General features: G+C 30.0%; 18 protein-coding genes and 1 tRNA gene. 4 read left to right on the forward strand and 15 right to left on the reverse strand.

Annotated features, from left to right (window positions below; all coding sequences use genetic code 11):
* Window positions 1-59 precede the first annotated feature (59 nt).
* The 5 genes from ACYU7A_RS03690 to ACYU7A_RS03710 all read right to left on the reverse strand — a co-directional run bounded on the left by ACYU7A_RS03690 (window position 60) and on the right by ACYU7A_RS03710 (window position 7,624).
* On the reverse strand, window positions 60-638 hold the full coding sequence (locus ACYU7A_RS03690; RefSeq protein ID WP_460574243.1) for an OmpH/Skp family outer membrane protein: 579 nt from the start codon (window positions 636-638) through the stop codon (window positions 60-62).
* Between the two features lie 234 nt (window positions 639-872).
* Window positions 873-1,724, reverse strand: coding sequence for a class I SAM-dependent methyltransferase (locus ACYU7A_RS03695; RefSeq protein WP_460574244.1), 852 nt, complete (start codon window positions 1,722-1,724; stop codon window positions 873-875).
* A gap of 144 nt (window positions 1,725-1,868) precedes the next feature.
* Window positions 1,869-3,740: a tRNA uridine-5-carboxymethylaminomethyl(34) synthesis enzyme MnmG gene (gene mnmG, locus ACYU7A_RS03700; protein ID WP_460574245.1), complete on the reverse strand. Its 1,872-nt coding sequence runs from the start codon at window positions 3,738-3,740 to the stop codon at window positions 1,869-1,871.
* Window positions 3,741-3,825: 85 nt separating this feature from the next.
* Window positions 3,826-4,245, reverse strand: a complete 420-nt coding sequence (ybeY, locus tag ACYU7A_RS03705; RefSeq protein ID WP_460574246.1) for an rRNA maturation RNase YbeY — start codon at window positions 4,243-4,245, stop codon at window positions 3,826-3,828.
* Window positions 4,238-7,624 (reverse strand): hypothetical protein, encoded by a 3,387-nt coding sequence (locus ACYU7A_RS03710; RefSeq protein ID WP_460574247.1) that lies wholly within the window; start codon window positions 7,622-7,624, stop codon window positions 4,238-4,240. Before ACYU7A_RS03710 ends, ybeY begins: the two co-directional genes overlap by 8 nt.
* 138 nt (window positions 7,625-7,762) lie before the next feature.
* Between ACYU7A_RS03710 and gltX the strand changes: the two genes are divergently transcribed.
* Window positions 7,763-9,268 (forward strand): glutamate--tRNA ligase, encoded by a 1,506-nt coding sequence (gltX, locus tag ACYU7A_RS03715; protein ID WP_460574248.1) that lies wholly within the window; start codon window positions 7,763-7,765, stop codon window positions 9,266-9,268.
* A 33-nt stretch (window positions 9,269-9,301) separates the two neighbouring features.
* Here the strand turns inward: gltX and ACYU7A_RS03720 are convergent, their stop codons facing one another.
* The 3 genes from ACYU7A_RS03720 to ACYU7A_RS03730 form a co-directional block, all read right to left on the reverse strand.
* Window positions 9,302-10,708 (reverse strand): hypothetical protein, encoded by a 1,407-nt coding sequence (locus tag ACYU7A_RS03720; protein ID WP_460574249.1) that lies wholly within the window; start codon window positions 10,706-10,708, stop codon window positions 9,302-9,304.
* A 106-nt stretch (window positions 10,709-10,814) separates the two neighbouring features.
* Entirely contained in the window at window positions 10,815-11,393 is a 579-nt protein-coding gene (locus tag ACYU7A_RS03725; RefSeq protein ID WP_460574250.1) for a hypothetical protein, read from the reverse strand.
* A gap of 4 nt (window positions 11,394-11,397) precedes the next feature.
* Window positions 11,398-12,057, reverse strand: coding sequence for an outer membrane beta-barrel protein (locus tag ACYU7A_RS03730; protein WP_460574251.1), 660 nt, complete (start codon window positions 12,055-12,057; stop codon window positions 11,398-11,400).
* 74 nt (window positions 12,058-12,131) lie between these two features.
* On the opposite strand from ACYU7A_RS03730, the gene ACYU7A_RS03735 reads away from it, so the two are divergent.
* Entirely contained in the window at window positions 12,132-13,118 is a 987-nt protein-coding gene (locus ACYU7A_RS03735) for an SPFH domain-containing protein (RefSeq protein ID WP_460574252.1), read from the forward strand.
* Between the two features lie 27 nt (window positions 13,119-13,145).
* Here the strand turns inward: ACYU7A_RS03735 and ACYU7A_RS03740 are convergent, their stop codons facing one another.
* The 4 genes from ACYU7A_RS03740 to ACYU7A_RS03755 all read right to left on the reverse strand — a co-directional run bounded on the left by ACYU7A_RS03740 (window position 13,146) and on the right by ACYU7A_RS03755 (window position 16,454).
* The gene (locus ACYU7A_RS03740) at window positions 13,146-13,400 is read right to left on the reverse strand and encodes a DUF6327 family protein (RefSeq protein ID WP_396144395.1); all 255 of its coding nucleotides are present in this window, start codon (window positions 13,398-13,400) and stop codon (window positions 13,146-13,148) included.
* 3 nt (window positions 13,401-13,403) lie between these two features.
* Window positions 13,404-13,754: a competence protein gene (locus ACYU7A_RS03745; protein WP_460574253.1), complete on the reverse strand. Its 351-nt coding sequence runs from the start codon at window positions 13,752-13,754 to the stop codon at window positions 13,404-13,406.
* Window positions 13,754-14,083 carry a YtxH domain-containing protein gene (locus ACYU7A_RS03750; RefSeq protein ID WP_298303296.1) on the reverse strand — a complete coding sequence of 110 codons (330 nt, stop codon included), beginning with the start codon at window positions 14,081-14,083 and terminating at the stop codon, window positions 13,754-13,756. Before ACYU7A_RS03750 ends, ACYU7A_RS03745 begins: the two co-directional genes overlap by 1 nt.
* 268 nt (window positions 14,084-14,351) lie before the next feature.
* Window positions 14,352-16,454, reverse strand: coding sequence for a glutamine--tRNA ligase/YqeY domain fusion protein (locus tag ACYU7A_RS03755; protein ID WP_460574254.1), 2,103 nt, complete (start codon window positions 16,452-16,454; stop codon window positions 14,352-14,354).
* Between the two features lie 117 nt (window positions 16,455-16,571).
* Between ACYU7A_RS03755 and folB the strand changes: the two genes are divergently transcribed.
* Window positions 16,572-16,931: a dihydroneopterin aldolase gene (gene folB / locus ACYU7A_RS03760; RefSeq protein WP_344815799.1), complete on the forward strand. Its 360-nt coding sequence runs from the start codon at window positions 16,572-16,574 to the stop codon at window positions 16,929-16,931.
* 106 nt (window positions 16,932-17,037) lie between these two features.
* A tRNA-Cys gene (locus ACYU7A_RS03765) sits at window positions 17,038-17,108 on the forward strand.
* Between the two features lie 338 nt (window positions 17,109-17,446).
* Here ACYU7A_RS03765 and ACYU7A_RS03770 read toward each other — a convergent pair.
* The 3 genes from ACYU7A_RS03770 to ACYU7A_RS03780 all read right to left on the reverse strand — a co-directional run bounded on the left by ACYU7A_RS03770 (window position 17,447) and on the right by ACYU7A_RS03780 (window position 19,547).
* Window positions 17,447-18,106, reverse strand: a complete 660-nt coding sequence (locus ACYU7A_RS03770; RefSeq protein ID WP_460574255.1) for a hypothetical protein — start codon at window positions 18,104-18,106, stop codon at window positions 17,447-17,449.
* Window positions 18,090-18,794 carry a LysE family translocator gene (locus tag ACYU7A_RS03775; RefSeq protein WP_460574256.1) on the reverse strand — a complete coding sequence of 235 codons (705 nt, stop codon included), beginning with the start codon at window positions 18,792-18,794 and terminating at the stop codon, window positions 18,090-18,092. The genes ACYU7A_RS03770 and ACYU7A_RS03775 overlap by 17 nt, the downstream gene beginning before the upstream one ends.
* Before the next feature lie 84 nt (window positions 18,795-18,878).
* Window positions 18,879-19,547, reverse strand: coding sequence for a head GIN domain-containing protein (locus ACYU7A_RS03780; protein ID WP_460574257.1), 669 nt, complete (start codon window positions 19,545-19,547; stop codon window positions 18,879-18,881).
* Window positions 19,548-19,746 lie beyond the last annotated feature (199 nt).

Here is a 19,746-nt window from a genome sequence, read left to right on the forward strand (position 1 = left end):
ATATACAAAGAAAAAACGCCTTCTTTTGAAAGGCGTTTATCTAAAATTAAAAACTAAAATTATTTCTTAGCTTCTTCTTTTTTATCTGCAGGTTTTTCTTCTTTTTTACCTTCAGACTTGTATTTATCGTTCACCAATTTGATTAATTCTTTAGTGATATCGTAACTGTCTTTAGCATACAATACGGTAGCAGCTTCACCTGTTCCGAAAACATAATCGTATCCTTTGTCTTTTCCGTATTCTTTGAAAATTTTCTTGTATTTAGTCACTAAAGAATCCATTTCTTTTCCGCTTTCTGTTTGCAATTGTTGTAGCATCCCTTGCTGAGCATATTGTAATTCTTGTTCTCTTTGTTGCAATTCTGCTCCTTTTTGTTGTGCCCATGCTTGACCATTGGCCATTGCATTTTGTTTGAAACTAGCTGCTTCACTTTGAAATTTTTCTGCAGCGACTTTCAATCTTGAATCCATTACATCAGCTTTAGCTTTGTATTTTTCTTCAATATCTTTTTTCTCTATAGATTCATCCAAAAGTTTATTGGTATCGATATAAGCTGTTTTAAATTCTTTTGCGTCTGTAGTTTTGTTACATGATACAATTGCAACTGCCATTGCAAGACATACTATAATTTTTTTCATTTTAAAAGTGTTATTTTTTTCTATTTGCCAAAAGTATAAAATTTTAGTCGTAAAAGATAAAAAGTTATAAAATTGGCCAAATTTTAATAATATAAGTGTTTGTTATTGTTTTATAAACTTAAATAGTAATCCTCTATTAAAAACGAATCGAAATAAAGCTGTTTAAGAAACCTTCTCATTTTTGACAACCAAAGTGATTGTTGTGTTGAAAACGATTAAAATTTCCCTTTTATTTTAGTTTTTAGCGTTTTTTATCACATAAATATGCGAAGAATACTCAGAATTTTGACTTCCTTTCCAATTTGATTTCAATCCGACGAAAAATGCTTTGAAGAAATTCATTTTTCCAGATTTATATTTTTCAGATAAAAGACTAACATAAAAACTATCAAACTTCATTGGAAGTACTCTAACTAATTCTAAATTTTCTTTAGAAAATAATTTTTTAATTGCTGTTTTAGAAAAATGCCATAAATGAATTGGCACATCATAAGCAGCCCAAAAAACTCCATAATGTTTTGCATCAAATGATTTAAAATTTGGTACTGCAATAATAATCGTTCCGTTTGGTTTGATTAATCTTTTTAATTCTTTAATCTGATTTTCTAAATCTGGTACATGTTCTAATACATGCCACATTGTGATTACATCAAATGAATTGCTTTCTAATTCTGAAAGATGTTCTACAAATGAAACTCCTTTTTTTATTGCAATTGTTTTAGCTTTATCGCTTGGTTCAATTCCAATTGTTTCCCAACCATCATTTTTACAAACCGATAAAAAATCACCAACTCCTGCTCCAATATCTAAAATTCTTCCTTTTGCAGATTCTGTATTGATTAACTTTAATTTATTTTTTAAAGCAATTCCTTTTACAAACTGATACATTTTTTCAAACAACGATTTGTTTCCATCAGTGTGAGATATGTAATCTACACTTTCATAATAACTAGGAAGTTTTTCTAAAGAAGGTTGAGGATGCGTAATCAACATATCCAAATCTTCTTGATAAAGCAATTCAAAAGTTTCTTTTGAAACCGAATGATCTTTTACGTTTAAAAAATGTTTTGTCTTTTCAATATTCATTAAATTCTCTTTATTTATAGGTGTTAACAAAGTTAGTTTCACGTGGAACATTTCTAAGTTAAAAGTTAGAAATACTAAATACGAAGGTTAAAATTCTATATTTATTTTACGTCGTGTTCTAAACTTTATTAATCTTGTTTTGAATTATCTTCCCATGTAAATTAGCAAAACTGAAATATCACTTGGAGAAACTCCGCTTATTCTTGAAGCTTGTGAAATTGTTACAGGACGTATTTTACTTAATTTTTGTCGTGCTTCAATTGACATCGATTTTATTTTATTGTAGTCGAAATCCTCCGGGATTTTCATATCCTCCAAACGTGTAAGTTTATCGGCATTGTTTCTTTCTTTTTCAATGTAGCCCGAATACTTAACATTAATTTCTGCTTGTTCGATAATTTCTTTATCTAAATTATTATCCTCAATGTATTGCTTTACTTTGTCAAACTTTATGAAATCGTCTAAATCAATTTGTGGACGAGAAAAAACTTTAAACATTTTATCCGATTGAATCATTGGCGAACTTCCTTTAGCTTCTAAAACAGGATTTGCTTCTTCGATTGTCACACTGGTTTCTTTAAAGAAATTTACCATAGCATCACTTTTCGCAAACTTCTCTTCCATTCTACGCATTCTCTTTTCTGAAGCCAAACCAATCTCAAATGATTTAGGAGTTAAACGCGAATCGGCATTATCTTGTCTCAAAAGTGTTCTAAACTCAGCACGAGATGTAAACATTCTATAAGGCTCTTCAGTTCCTTTAGTGATTAAATCGTCAATTAAAACGCCAATATAAGCTTCATCTCTTTTAAGAATCATTGGTTCTTGCTCTTTAACTTGTAGCGCAGCATTAATACCTGCCATCATTCCTTGAGAAGCTGCTTCTTCATAACCAGTTGTTCCGTTTATTTGACCAGCAAAATATAAACCGTTAACCAACTTAGTTTCTAATGTATGCTTTAATTGTGTAGGCGGAAAATAATCATATTCTATTGCATAACCTGGTCTAAAGAATTTTACTTTTTCAAAACCCGCAACAGAACGTAATGCTTTAAACTGAACATCTTCTGGTAAGGATGTTGAAAAACCATTTACATAAACTTCAACAGTATCCCAACCTTCTGGTTCAACAAAAAGCTGATGTCTTTCTTTATCTGCAAAACGATTAATTTTATCTTCAATAGACGGACAATATCTTGGTCCGAGTGATTTAATTCTTCCATTAAACATTGGTGACCTATCAAAACCTTCTCTCAAAATATCATGAACTTCAAGTGAAGTATAAGTCATGTGACAAGATCTTTGATGTATTAATGGTTTGGTTTCGTCTGAATACGAAAACTTATCTGGATTTACATCTCCAGCTTCTTCTTGCATTTTCGAATAATCTAATGAACGTCCATCAACTCTTGGTGGTGTTCCTGTTTTCATTCTTCCTGATTCAAAACCTACTTTTAACAAATCTTCTGTTATTCCATAAGCAGCGCTTTCGCCAGCTCTTCCTCCACCAAATAGTTTGTCACCAATATGAATCAACCCATTCAGAAAAGTACCATTAGTAAGAACAACTGTTTTGGCTTTAATTTCAATTCCCAAAGAAGTCTTTATTCCTTCAATTTTTCCATTCTTGATAATCAAACCTGAAACCATTTCTTGATAAAAATCAACATTAGGAGTTCGCTCAAGCATCAATCTCCATTCTTCAGCAAAACGCATTCGATCTGATTGAACTCTTGGCGACCACATTGCAGGTCCTTTTGATTTATTAAGCATCTTAAACTGGATAGCTGTTTTGTCAGAAACAATTCCTGAATAACCGCCAAGCGCATCAATTTCACGAACAATTTGTCCTTTAGCAATTCCGCCCATAGCAGGATTGCAAGACATTTGAGCAATGTTCTGCAAACTCATTGTAACCAACAAGGTTGAACAGCCTAAATTGGCAGCAGCAGCAGCGGCTTCACAACCAGCATGACCGGCACCAACAACAATAACATCGTATTTTTCTAAAAACATTTTATTTTGATTCGAGACAACTATATACTCGATTTATTTATTGTTCCACGTGGAACGTTTGTCAATTCAATTTATAAAAAACCAATTAATGTTCCACGTGAAACATTTTAATTTTTTCATCTTCTTTGGAGCGCATTAACAGCTCCTCTTCTTCTGTCTTATCCTTGTATCCACAATAGTGTAAAACACCATGTGCAAGAACTCTTTTGAGTTCTTCATTAAAAGTAACTTCAAATTCAATAGCGTTTTCACGAACTCTTTCTATAGAAACAAAAATGTCGCCGTGTAATTCGTTTCCTACAGAATAATCAAAGCTAATAATGTCTGTATAATAGTCGTGATTTAGGTATTGCTTGTTGATTTCAAGGATGTATTCGTCATCACAAAAGATATAATTAATATCACCTTCTTTTTTATTTTCAGATGAAATAACATTTGAAATCCATGAAGAATATTGTTCTTCGTTTTCAAGTTGAAACTCTAATTCGTAATTAAAACTAATCATTTGTTTTGAAATATTCTTGAACCTTTTGATTAAAATTGGAGCGCAAAGGTAAGGTTTGTCTATTTAAAATTTCAACGCTATTCAAATATTCTTGCAAACGTTTAGGTAAAGCATTCGTTGAATTAGTAAATTCTTTTTTATTAGTCTCAGACTGACGTTTCTTTTCTTCGCCTTGTTGTTGAATTGCTTTTTCTAATTTGAGCATTTCATATTTTAGATTAAGCATCTTTTGAAGCACCTCATTATTAAAACCTTTGTTTAATAATTGTTTCTCTATTTGCTTCATTTGATTTAAAGCATTTTGTCCTTGACCTCCTAAACCTTGTTTGTTAAGTTCATTTTGTAAAGCCTCTCTTAACTGTTGTTGCTCTTTATAAATCTCCATGATTGCTTTTGCATCGCCTTCTCCGTCTTCGCCGTTTTCTCCATCAGAATCACCTTGACTGTTTCCGCTACCGCCACTTTTTCCGTCTTTTCCAGATTTTCCTTTACCCTCTTTTCCTTCCTTCTGACCTTCTTTACCACTTCCTTGTTCACCTTCTTTTCCGTCTTTACCATCACCTGGCTTTTGACCAGGTTTCATGCCTTTCTTCATTTTTTCACCAAGACCTTCTTGCTTTTTAATGATGTCAGGTAATTGCATTCCGCTTCCTTCACCAGGTTTAGGTTTTCCTTTTCCTGCTCCAGACATTGACATAGACATCTGCATATTATTCATGGTGTCTGCTAACATGTCTGCCAATTTATTAGCAGAACTTGTAGCAAATTGTTGGTGAGAAATTCCTTTTGGTACATTTGCATCTGCTAAAGTTTCTAAAGATTTGTCAACGTTGTATTGAACATTACCAACCTCAGTAGTTACCTCTTCAGCTATTTTAGGATTACGTAATGAAAGTGCAAACAAACTATCATCAACATGTTTAAACTGTTGTTTTAAATCTTGTTGGATTTTAAGGTTTTTATTAAAACTCAAAGAACCTCTTTTTAAACCTCTAAACTCCTTCATAACGTTTTCTTGTGAAAAAGAATAGGCTAAAAGATTATCAAGAATTTGACGTAACATTGCAATATCTTCATCCATTTGTTCCATCTCGCCAGATTCCATACTTGCTTGCATGTCTTGACTCATTTGCTTCATTTTCTTTGAAGCACTTTTTTGTTTTGGTTTTGCAGCTGACTTAGAATCTTTCTTTAATTCATCTGATGCTTTCTTTAAATCTTCATCAATACTTTTCTCTTTTGGAGCTGTATCTGGAAGTTCAACCGGAGTTTTTAATTCTTTATTTTCTTTATCTAATTCATTAAGTTCTTCTTGAATTTTATCGAACTCTTTGTTTATTTCTTCTTGTTTTTCTGTAGAATTTTCCTTGTCATTATCCGATAACTTTTCTTGCTTTTCTGAAAGCTTGTCTAATTTATCTGCGATTTGTTCTGCTTTCTTTTCTACATAATATTTCTTAGTCAATTCAACTAATTGTTGAAGACTCTTTGTTTGATTTTTACTCTGCTGTTTGAGCTTATCCATCTTTTCAAACAGCTCTTCTTTTTGAAGTTTTTCATTTAACTTTTGGAGTTCATCTAAAAGCTTTTTATTTTTTTCTAAGTCTTTTTCAACTTTATCTAGACGTTCTTTTAAAACCTCTTTTACTTCATCTTTCTTTTCAGTTTTAACTTTGTCTAAATTCTCTTTCATCTTTTCAGCAAAATTTTTCATCAGCTCATCTTGCTGTTTTTGCTTGTTCAAGAAATCATTAACCTTCTGTTGTTCTTTAAATTCAAGATTGTCTTTTTCTTTACCCATTTTTTGCAACTTCTCCATTTCGTTCAATTGCTTATCTTGCGTTTTTAAAGACTTTTCTAAAGAATTAATATTATCATTTTGCTGTTGTAAAACCTGGTCTTCCTTTTCAGATTCTGTAGCAATTCTATTTGAAAAAACAGAAGACTTTGCGCTCTTGAAATTGTGTAAAGCATCGTTATCAAAAATCTCGAAATAATATTCATACGAAACACCTTCTTCAACAGGTAAATTACTTGGGAAAGCAAAAACAAATTGGTCATAAACATCTCTCTTTACAGCAATTGTTCCACGTTTGGCAAAATTTGGTTTGTCTTTTGGATAATAAACTACTTGTAATTTTGAAAGCCCATAATCATCTGAAACTTGCCCTAAAACATAGTTTTTTTCGATTTTAAGACTGTCTGGCGCATTTCCTACAGTAATTATTGGAAATTGATCTTTAACCACGGAAATCTGATAATTCAACTTTTCGTAGTTTTGAACCTTATTATTTGAAGTAACAATTTGGTAATCTGTATTTTGAACAATATTTTTTGATAATAAAAATTGATTTTCTTGTTTTGTAAAAGCATACTTAGCTGAAGCATCCAACCATTCCACTTTTTGAGTAGCTAAGGTATTCATTCTCCAAGTTACATGAGTTCCTTCTGGAATGACAGCATTTCCTGTTCCTTTAATTACTTCTGCTTTTTTATTCAAATACCCAGGAAAATTCAAAACCATTTCGAAGTTTGCAATCGATGGAACTGTCACAACATTCAATTCATAATCATTAGACGAAACCTCATTTGCCTCAATATGAAATTCTAAATTCTCTTTTGGTTTAGGAATGACAAACTGAAATTCCCCAGGCTTAGTGCTTTCCATAAAATAACTTTCCTCACCAATAAAAATCATAGCATTTTCTGGAACTATTTTTCCGACTGTTTTAACTTTCAAAAGAAAATCTTGGTTTTGTTCGGTTTGTAAAGACTTATTCAAAAGTTGAAATTCAAATGGAGCTGGCGGTAAAAATTGTTGTTTGTAATTAACCACACGATTCAAACTTTGAGAAATAAAACTACTATTTCCTGACAAATAGAAAAACGCAAAAAACAAAATTGGAATAATTGCTAATGGTAAAAATTTCTTATTACTTCCAAAGTTAATTGCATTTCCAAAAGGAACGGGTTGAAGTGTATTAGCTTTCTGTTCGATTGAAGCAACTAATAATTCTGATTTGTTTTTATCTTGAGATAATTGTAAAAAATTGGTAAGCTTATCGCCTACTTCATTAAAATGATTTCCAATAATTTTGGAAGCGTCGTCATAATTAATTCCTTTTTGAAGTTTGAATAATTTAAAGAGAGGAAATAAAATGAAACGCAACAACAAGAAAAGTTCTACTGCGATGAATGTCCAAAATAAAATGGTTCTCGCTGTAGGTTTTAGCCAAAGAAAATATTCAACAAAAAGCGTAAAAAGAAAATAAAGCAGACCAATTCCGACGAAGAAAATGGTTCCACGTAGTAATTCGTTTGTGTAAAACTTCTTAATAAACTGTTCGAGTTTATCGAATATAATGTTTTGATGTTCCAAAATTGTTGATACTATGTTTATAACCGATAAAAATACAAATTTATACTTACGATAAAAGTTAAATCTTTATTAAACACAAAAAGCAATGACAATAACAATTTCAATAGCAAATTGTATCTTTGCAAAAATTATTACATAATGTCTAAACAAGTTCGTGTGCGTTTTGCACCAAGTCCAACTGGACCATTGCATATTGGTGGTGTAAGAACCGCTTTATTTAATTATTTATTTGCTAAAAAACATGGTGGTGTTTTCTATTTACGAATTGAAGATACCGACCAAAATCGATTTGTTCCTGGAGCAGAAGAATACATAATGGAAGCTTTGGAATGGTTGGGAATTGCACCAAGTGAAACCGTTGGGAAAAACGAAAAATTTGGCCCTTATCGTCAGTCTGAAAGAAAAGATTTATACAAACAATATGCTGACCAATTGATTAATTCGGGTTGGGCTTATTATGCATTTGACACAGCAGAAGCTTTGGATGCGCATAGAAAACAGCACGAAGCAGAAGGAAAAACCTTCATTTACAACTGGCATAATCGTGAAAAATTAGATACTTCATTAGTAATTTCTAAAGAAGAAACCGATAAACGAATTGCATCAGGTGCTGATTATGTTATCCGATTTAAAACTCCTGTGAATGAAACGTTGCATTTGAATGACATCATTCGTGGCGATATAAAATTTGATACTAATTTATTAGACGATAAAGTTTTATTCAAATCTGACGGAATGCCAACTTATCATTTAGCTAATATTGTTGATGATCATTTGATGGAAACTTCTCATGTTATTCGTGGTGAAGAATGGTTACCAAGTATGCCATTACACGTTTTATTATACAAAGCATTTGGTTGGGAAGCTCCAGAATTTGCGCATTTACCATTGATTTTAAAACCAATTGGAAACGGAAAATTATCTAAACGAGATGGAGATAAAATGGGCTTTCCTGTATTTCCTTTAGAATGGAAAACCGAAGAAGGTATTTCATCTGGTTACAGAGAAAAAGGATTCTTTCCTGAAGCTGTAATTAACTTTTTGGCGCTTTTAGGTTGGAATGACGGAACAGATCAAGAATTGTTTTCATTAGAAGAATTGGCTGAAAAATTTGATTTAAATAGAGTTCATAAAGCTGGAGCCAAGTTTGATCCTGAGAAAAATAAATGGTTCAATCATCAGTATTTGCAAAAGCAAAGTGATGAAAGTTTAGCAAAAGCCTTCGCTCCTATTCTATCTGAGAAAAAAATTGTTGTTGATAATAATAAATTAATAAAGATAGTTTCGTTAATAAAAGAACGAGCCAATTTTGTTTCTGAATTTTGGGAAATGAGTGATTTCTTTTTTGTTGCACCAACATCTTACGATGAAAAAGCAGCTAAAAACTGGAAAGAAGAAACACCAAATTTAATGCAACAATTGATTTCTGTTTTAGAAAATATTGGTGATTTCACTTCAGTAAATATAGAAACGATTGTAAAAGATTGGATGACTAAAAACGAAATTGGTATGGGTAAAGTGATGCAACCTTTCCGATTGAGTTTGGTTGGTGCTTTAAAAGGTCCGCATCTTTTTGATATTGTAGAGTTGATTGGAAAAGACGAAACCATCAAGCGATTGGAAAAAGCGATTGCTACATTATAGAAAAAGAAAAGCCCTGAAATTCAGGGCTTTTTTTTAGTTTTCAAAGTAAGTTACTTTGTAATACGTTTCATTATCTGATTCAATTAGCCAAGTATTTCCTTTGTTAACAGCAGTACAAAAAGATGTTTTATTTTTATTGTTAACTGTCATTATATAATTTTTTATTTTTTGGTTTGTGTTATAAACAACCATGGTTTCATAATCTAAAATTTTATTTTTCAAGTCTTCTTTATTTGTAAGATTTGCATGAAGAAATTTTTTGTCGCCATAACTTGAAATATTATAAGCACTTGATTCTGACTTAAAGGTTATTTTTGAGCTTGAATCAACTTTTCCGTTAGAATTTACTTTTATGTAATGAATATAATCATCTAAAGATTCTTTTGCTCCAACATTAAAAACTACTGAATCTCCCATTAAAAACAAATCAACATACAAGTAAGTCAAATTTTGATTATCACTAAAATCACTTTTATCATCGATTGGATTTATTACTTCCCATATTTTAGTACCGTCTTCTTTAAATTTAAAGACATAATAACCTAAAGGAGTGTTAGAATTATCGTTTGATTTTTCAAGTCTTTTTCCATACAATCCATAAACATAAACTTCTTTGGTATCTGGATCAACTATAAAATTATTAATACTTAAATCATCTGAAAAAATGCGTTTAGCAGTATCGCCAAATCCTTTTGTTTCAGTATTTCCACCATTATTATTTGAATAAATTAAAAAATCATTTTTAATATCAATTTTGTAACCTACATCACTTAATTTTTTTCCTTCATAATTAAATCTTGTAAGATATAAGGTAGTTGATTTATAATCTTTTGAAATAGATTTAGATATTACCTGAAAGTAGTCTTTTGCTACTGCTACTCTTGTTTTAACATCTCTTGCATATTCAACATTATCTACATTTACTATTCTATCATAACTTGGCGATTCGCAATTTTTTTCAGTGGTCTTAAAAGATGGTAAATCAGTAATTGTAAAACTTAATTCTTTTTCTTTAAACTTGTGATTACTAGTAAATAAAAAGTCGTCCAACATAAGTTTAAAATTATTGCTCTTTGGTAAATCTGCAATCTTTTTTCCGTTTTTATAGAATTTATGATCACCTGAAAAACTCATTTTTTCGTATTCATCAGTTCTAAATAAATTTCCTGATGGAGAAAAACGAACATTCATTACGTTAACATTTTCTAACAAATTGGTTTTTGAACCTTTTGAATCATAACAAACAATACTATTAACTTGTTTATTTCTTGACATACCAACGCTATGTTTACCTTTTTCTATAAAAATTTTATTAGATAAAGTTGAAAAATGATAACCAATAGGACCATAATCCTTATCAAACTTTTCATCAACAATTACTTGTTGAGCATTTAAAACACAAACTAAAAATAAAGCAAAGCTTGTTAATACATTTTTCATAAAAAGGTGTTTTTTAATTAATAATGCTAAAGAATAAAGAAACTATTTTTTTTCAAATTAAAAATTATCTGACCACTAATAGTTCCCGAATTTAAGTGTTTTTTAATTAATTACATTTTACATATATAGGATCGTCTAATAAAGGATAACCATCTACTTTATCGGTAATTGTATTTGGAATTCTATCAATTAACTCTTGGCAATCTGGAAAGTATTTTTTTATAAAAGGAGCAATGAAACTTCTGTGAACATATCCTTTTACAAAAGGGCCTCCATGGCTTTTTAAGGCATCTATAATAGCTCCGTTATTGTCTACTATGAAAATTTCATAGCCTAAATCTTGTGAAAAACGACCTTTTCTAGTAACCATTTTTTTATCATTTGAATCAGCAAGAACTAAATAAATGTTTTCTCTTCTTTCTAATTTAAATGTTTTAAAAAAATATTCTGATGTTTTAATATTATCTATATCTGTTATTGTAACAGCTTTTTTCTTATCATTACTATCTCTAAAATGAACTTTAAAACTTAAATAGCTTATTTCCATAAAACCGTCTTCTATAGCAATTTGAGTTCCGTCTTTTTTTGTTAAAACAGCACCTTTAACCTCTAATTCATATTCTGAACCTTGAGCATAATTATTAAATGAAATTAAAAATAATGAAATTAAAAATAGCTTTTTCATATTATTACAAATTAAAAATTATCTGACCGTTTATAGTTCCTAGATTTCCTTTTATACTTTCGTTACCTGTTAGTAATTTAAAATCATCATTTTTATTCAACTTACCAAAGATATTAGTAAATCCGTATTCATAAAAAATCACTGCACGAACAACTTTACCTCCTGCTGAAAAGCCAGCATAAAAATTTCCGTTGATAGTAGAAACTTCTTCTATTTGTTTTGCTGTAAGTGCTGTACCGTTTAAAATATTATTTTGATCTCTTTCGTTAACCGAAAGCTTTCCATTAATTTGTAAAACTGGACCAAAATCAAACGATACATGATTTTCTACTACGTTATAACTTAACAATAATCGCACTTGTACGCCTTGTAAATTGAATTCTGTTTCTTTAGCTAATGAAGTTAACGATGTTGATTCAAGACTAAAATTATTGCTGAAAAATTGCATTCCATAAATCATACTCCAATTGTTGTAATAATTTCCTCTAACAGAAAGTCCTCCTGCAAAGCCCATTCCTGGTTTGGTATCAAAATCTGAAGTAAATAAACTTGTTTGAGAAACTCCGGCCGACAACCCTATTCTATTACCATCTCTATTTCTATATTGAGAGAAAGCTAAATTTGTGAAAGCACAAAAAACAAGGATAAAAAATAATTTCTTCATTATTAAAATATTTATTTGTAACAAACATACATTATTCTCGTATAATAACTGTATTAACAAACTAAATATTACACATGGGACCATTTTTGATTGTTTTAGTAGTCTTCGGATTAATTATTTTATTTTCTTCTTTCTTTACAGTAAAGCAACAAACGGCAGTAGTTATTGAACGTTTTGGGAAATTTACAAGTATTAGAAACTCAGGTTTACAACTTAAAATTCCAATTATTGATAGAGTTGCCGGAAGAGTAAACTTAAGAATTCAACAATTGGACGTATTAATTGAAACCAAAACTAAAGATAACGTGTTTATCAAAATGAAAGTTTCGGTTCAGTTTAAAGTAATTCAAGATAAGGTTTATGAGGCATTTTATAAATTAGAATATCCTCACGATCAGATTACAGCTTATGTTTTTGACGTAGTTCGTGCCGAAGTTCCTAAATTAATTTTGGATGACGTTTTCGTTAGAAAAGATGATATTGCTATTGCTGTAAAACGTGAATTGAACGAAGCAATGACAACTTACGGATATGACATTATCAACACATTGGTAACCGATATTGATCCAGATATTCAAGTTAAAAATGCGATGAACAGAATCAACGCTGCAGATAGAGAAAAAACGGCTGCAGAATTTGAATCAGAAGCACAAAGAATTAGAATTGTGGCTAAAGCTAAAGCTGAGGCAGAAAGTAAAAAACTTCAAGGTCAAGGTATTGCTGACCAAAGAAGAGAAATTGCTCGTGGATTGGTAGAAAGTGTTGAAGTATTAAATTCTGTTGGTATTAACTCGCAAGAAGCTTCGGCATTAATCGTAGTTACTCAACATTATGATACTTTACAAGCTATTGGTGCTGATACAAATTCGAATTTGATTTTATTACCAAATTCTCCTCAAGCTGGAAGCGACATGTTGAATAATATGGTAGCAAGTTTTTCTGCAAGTAACCAAATTGGTGAAACGATGAAAAACCAACCAAAACGTGTGAAAACAAAAAATGATCACACTTCAACAGATTTTAATCCAAGTGATACTTCGAATCCAAGTGAGGAAGTTTAATGAAGTTATTCAGATAAAAAAAGAGGCTTAATCGCCTCTTTTTCTGTTTATATACCAATTGATGATGTAAGGAATTGCTATTTTTAAAAGCGTTCCGTAAGTTCCTGAAAACACCTTTTGATACAGATTTCCAATAAAAGAAACTGATTTAGAGGGCAGAATACTTTCTTTTGTTTTATCAATACTTAAAAGCATTTTTTGATAATAGAGTTCTTTTTCTAATTTCAGAATTTCTAAATCCTGCTCTATTGCTGCATAGGACGAATATTTTTTTGTTTCCATAATCTAGTCGTTAAAAAATATTTCTGAAAATTTCTCTAAAATAGGTCCTTCCACAATTTTATCTTTTACTAAAAATAATAACAAAGCCAAAATCAAATAGATTCCTGCAACAGCAAGAAATCCTAGTGGATAACTACCAAATAATTGTCCTAGAGCCATTGCTCCTGCTATGGAAACAAAAAATAAAACAATCATCAAACATAATGCTATCAACAAAAACTTGACTAACAAAGTGGTTGATTTCATTGCAACCTTGAAACCCCAAAGCTTGTAGTAAGCTAAACTGCTTTCCATATAAGCTTTGGCATTTTCTTGAATCGCCTCAGTATTTTCTTTTAATTCTTCAAAAGCCATTATTTCTGAAGTTTTGCGTTTTGCTTTTTTAACTCAGCCAATTTTTCTTCAAGAAAAGTAATTGCTTCTTCTGCTTTGTAACTTGAACTAGAAAGTAAATCCTCAACAGTTTCTTTTAACTCATCTTTGGTTTTAGAAAATTTTTCTTTGGTGTCTTCTTCTAGTGCATCCCATTTTGTTTTGGCCTCTCCTTTTAAATCATCAAAACCTTCTTTTATTTTTTCTCTAGTTTTTGAACCTTTGTCAGGTGCAAATAAAATTCCTAATCCAACTCCGATTGCAGCACCTGCTAAAATTGCTAAAATGCTATTTCCATTTTTACTTGACATAACTTTTAAATTTTGATTATACTAAAGTTACGAAATTTTATCGTGTCGTAGTGTTAAATCGTCGTTAAAGAAGTAAAAACCATTTTAAAGCCAAATAACCAACGTTTATTGATGGTTTGGTGAATTATGTTGGTGAATTTTTAAAAATTGATTAAAATTAAAATATAAAGGCCGATTTTAATAGTAAAAAAATATACTTTTTGTTTTATGATAAGTTTTTTCAATAATAGAAAAACCCAACATTTCTGTTGGGTTTTATAAGAAAAAACTATTTCGAAATTATTTCAATTGCTTTTTCTCTTAACTTTTCATTTTCTTTTTCATTATCTATTATATAGTTAATTAAATATTCGAAGTTTTTGAGATAGGAAATATTTTTATTTAAATTTTGTAATGCTTCAAACTTCACGAAAGAAGATTCACATTTTAAAGACATATAAAAAAACTTTTCTACTAAATAGTAATCAAGATTATTCAGTTCTATTTTGTTAGAATATTTTATTAAAAAATTTGAAAATAATAATGAACTCTTATTGTTATTTATATTCTTATTTAGACTGTTATAAAGCAAACTATAATCATAAATTTTAATAATATTATTAGCTATTTTATTTTCAATATTTCTTCTTTCTTCAAAATCAACTTTAAAATAATTGTTAATTTCTTTTAAGGAATTAACAATTATATTCTGTTCATTTTTTCCTTTTTCTTCCCACACATCTTTTAATGCAACAGTTCTATTAAAAACCATTTTACTGTCATTAGAATCTTTGTCAAGAGTAAAATAACCTAATCTTAAAAACTGGAATGAATCTTCTACTTTTGCTTCTTTTAAACTTGGCTCTACATAGCCTGTAACGATTTTAAGTGACTCTGGATTTACAAATTCTAAGAAATTTTTTCCTTTATGTGAATCAGGCGCTTCATCTGTAAACAACCGTTCATATAACCTAATCTCAGCTTTCAACGCATGTTCTATTGAAACCCAATGAATAGTTGATGACACTTTAATTTGACTTGCATCCTCATTACTTCTACTTAAGCTATTAGGATCATATGTAACATGTATTTCAGTTATTTCACCATTAACTTTTATAAGTTTTTCAAATTTTATAACATAAGCACTTTTTAAACGAATTTGATTCTCTTTTGTTAATCTAAGATATTTTGGAATTGGATTTTCCATAAAATCTTCTCTTTCAATATATAATTCTTTAGAAAAAGGAATTTTTCTAAATCCTGAATTTTCTAATGTAGGGTTGTTCTCAGTATCAAACCATTCTACTTTATTTTCGGGATAATTTGTAATAACCAATTTAACAGGATCTAAAACAGCCATTGCTCTTGGAGCAGAAGTATTTAAGGCGTTCCTAACGTGTGATTCCAATACAGATAAATCAATAAGATTATCTCTTTTTGCAATTCCTGTAGAAATCGCAAAATTACGAATAGCAACTGGCGGATATCCACGTCTTCTCATTCCAGAAATGGTGCTCATTCTTGGATCATCCCAAGCGGTAACATGCTTTTCTTGAACTAATTGCAATAATTTTCTTTTAGAAACAACCGTATGCGAAAGATTTCTACGAGCAAATTCTCTTTGTTTTGGTCGCACTTTATTACTATCATAAATTTGATCTAAAAACCAATCGTATAATTCTCTGTGAGGCAAAAATTCAAGTGTACAAAACGAATGCGAAATTTGTTCTAAATAATCACTTTCTCCGTGTGCCCAATCGTACATTGGATAAATACACCAATCATTTCCTGTTCTGTGATGGTGTTTTTTTAGAATTCGATACATAATTGGATCACGCATCAACATATTGTTAGAAGCCATATCAATTTTAGCTCTTAAAATATGAGAACCTTCTTCAAATTCGCCGTTTTTCATTCTTGTAAAAAGATCTAAATTCTCTTCAACCGAACGATTTCTATAAGGAGAATCTGTTCCAGGAGTTGTTGGAGTTCCTTTTTGTTTGGCCATTTCTTCAGACGTTTGGCTATCTACATACGCTTTTCCGTCTTTTATAAATTGAACTGCCCAATCGTATAACTCTTGAAAATAATCAGAAGCATAACATTCATTAGCCCATTTAAATCCAAGCCATTCCACATCTTTTTTAATTGCGTCAACAAATTCCTGTTCTTCTTTGGCAGGATTGGTATCATCAAAACGCAAATTAACTGGCGCTTGATAATCAATTCCTAAACCAAAATTTAAACAAATAGCACTCGCATGACCAACGTGTAAATAACCATTTGGCTCAGGCGGAAAACGAAAACGAAGTTTATCTTGTGATAATCCGTTTTTTAAATCTTCTTCTATGATTTGTTCAATAAAATTCAGAGACTTTTCTTCTGTTGACATAATTATTTCGTAATTTTAGCAAAGATAAAAAAGTTTACAGTTTTCGGTTTACAGTTTACAGATTTCTTTTAGAAACTTGTAACTGCGACTGAAAACTGCGACTGAAAACTAAAAAAAATGGGAACTATTAAATTACAAAATATTAGAACTTTTTCATTTCATGGATGTCTTGAAGAAGAAGGAAAAATTGGTTCAGATTATAGAGTTGATTTAGAAATTAAAACCGACTTAAGAAAGTCTTCACTCACAGATGAATTGAAAGATACAGTTGATTATGTACTTTTAAATCAAATTGTGGTGGAAGAAATGGATATTAGAGCGAAACTTTTAGAACATGTTGCTCATCGAATCATCACAAGAATCTTCAAGGAAATTCCATCTGTTTCTAGAATTGTGTTGGCTGTTTCTAAACTAAATCCGCCTATTGGTGGTGATGTTGAAGCTGTTACTATAGAAATGGAAGAATATAGGAATTAAGTACGAAGTACAAGATTAGAAGTACGAAGTAAGAAAATGAAACTTTTTAAAGTTTAAACTTTCAAACTTTAAACTTTTTTATATATTTGCAATCCAATAAATAATTGGCGTCGTGGCCGAGCGGCTAGGCTGGGCTCTGCAAAAGCTCCTACTCCGGTTCGAATCCGGACGATGCCTCTGAAACCTTCAAGGAAACTTGGAGGTTTTTTTATTGTAAGTTTTTAGAAAAAATTAATTAAAGTTGTGTTCGAATCCGGACGATGCCACTGAAACCTTCAAGGAAACTTGGAGGTTTTTTTTATTTTAAATTTTTAGAAAAAATTAATTAAAGTTATGTTCGAATCCGGACGATGACTTCATAAAAAACATACAATCGAGAGAATTTTTTTTGTTTTAAATTTTTAGAAAAAATTGATTAAAGTGATGTTCGAATCTCAAATTTTCATCTCGTTTTTGTCATTCTTATAAATGAAGAATCTCATTATGTGATTTCTTGTTAATCGAGATGACAGAAACTAATAAATTTCAATAACAATCGGGTTTGTTTGAAAACACATTCCTCCTTTTAAACTTTCTTCTAAAACTAGAAGTTTAATATCCGAAATTACTATTTGATCACCTAATGAAGCATTTTTTAGAATTTTTTCATAAGATTCTTTGTCTATCTTATTTCCAATAACTTGAATAGAAGACATTCCAGGAATTTTTAAACTAAAACTATTTATCTTATTTAAAAAAGATAAATTTTTGTCTTCAAAGCCTATTTTAATAACTGCATCTTTTAAACTACTTTTTTGAAAACGGACTAAACCACTTCTTCCATTTATTGTAGTTACAAAACCACTAATATTTTTTATTTTAAAAACATGTTTTTCTGTTTTCTTTTTATTATCATTTAAAACAATATCTACAGTAATAATTACTTCTGAATTAGCAAGAGGATTTAAGTTATATAGATTTTTAGAAACCATCGTTAATCCATCAGCAGTTGCTTTAAATGATTTACAATTAGGAACTTCAATAGATAAACTATTAATCATACCACGATAAACAACTTTAGATTCTTTATTTACAACAATATCTTTATCAGTATGTTTTATAACCGAAATCGTATCATTTTGTCCATAAAATGAAAGTGTGAAAACTAGAAAAATTACATTAATTAAACTTTTCATTTACAACCGGTTCTTTGATTCCGAACTTCTCTTTTATCATTTCTTTTTCTTTTGGGAAGAAACCTTGTGCCATTAAAAATCCACCAAAAATCATTAAAATAATACTTATAACTCTTTTTATCTTGTAAATATTGTGTGGTGTCATTCTTGATTTTAGTTGTTTGGCAACCATGATTTTTATAATATCAACAGCGAAATAAGTAAGGATAATACAAGCTATAAAAATGATAATTCTATTGGTTTCCATATTTAGTTTTGGACCAAAAACAATGATGATTCCCATCCAAAAAGCAAGTACTCCAATATTGATAAAGTTTAATAAAAATCCTTTGAAAAATAAACCTAAGTAGTTGTTTTTTTGGATATTATCATCTTCAAGTTCTTCATCAAGTTGCTTTTTGTAACTCTTTTTTTCTTTTACATAAGAAATAATTCCGTAAGCCAACATTACAGCGCCACCAAAGATAAATAAACCTGGATCGTCTTTAAGTTTTTCAAGTATTTGATTGGTAGAAAAATAAGCAATAAGAATGAATACAAAATCGGCAAAAACTACTCCAAAATCAAAAACCATTGCTGCTCTAAATCCTTTTGTAATACTAGTTTCAAGAAGTACAAAAAAAACGGGACCAACAGTAAATGCAAGTAAAATTCCCCAAGGTATGGCAGATAGAATATCGTTTATCATTTAAAAAGTTTATGGATTTGAAGTTTAAAAGAATAAACTTTGCTTCATCAAATATCTAACTTTTATTCTGAAAAACAAAAAGTACTAATCATTTCCTTCTTTAATCGTTCCGCCAGCAACAATTTTTTGATTGATTTGTTTTGGTTTACCGTAGATTCTAATATCACCGCCTGCACGAACTTTAGCGTCAACCAAATCAGTTGCATAAACATCGGCATCGCCACCAGCATTTGCAGTAATTATAGTTTGATTAGTTTTAAGTCTTTCAGCTTCATAGATTCCACCAGAATTGATTAAAACATCCTGATTTTTAGCAGTTCCAGAGATTGAAATAGTAGAACCATTAGCAACTCTAACCGTTAATCTATCTACAGTAATTTTGATTTTAATTTGCGATCCTTCTTTTGCAATGATATCAAAAGTGGTAGATTTAAATGTAGCTTCAGAAGAAATTCTTGATCCTTCATTAGCTTCTACTGCATCTATATTTTTGTAATAAACCGTAGCTGAAATATTTTCACCAGAAAGCATTTTTGTTAAACGCATTCTAATTTTTAACTCACCATTTTTATTAACAATTTCAACATCTTCTGAACCTGAACCGTCTAGAACTACTTTATTCTCATCGGATGGAATTAGTAAAACTTCAATTTGATCAAAAGAAGTTACTTTATTAAAATCCCCAACACTTTTTTCTGTTTGTGAAAATGCGATTGAACTAATCAATAAGAAACTACAAATTATTTTTTTCATGATGTTTTTTAATTAAAGACAATAAGAAAACTGAAATGTTACAGTATTTTAAATCTTTTCAATATCAAACTAAATAAAATAACTAAAAATCATTTTTATTATAATATTTTCTTTTCAAAATAATAACAATAAACAATAAAGTAATAATAATTAAATTACTAATAATAAATGAATTACTTGTAGAAGTAGGAATTTTATG

The organism is Flavobacterium koreense (assembly GCF_054776075.1).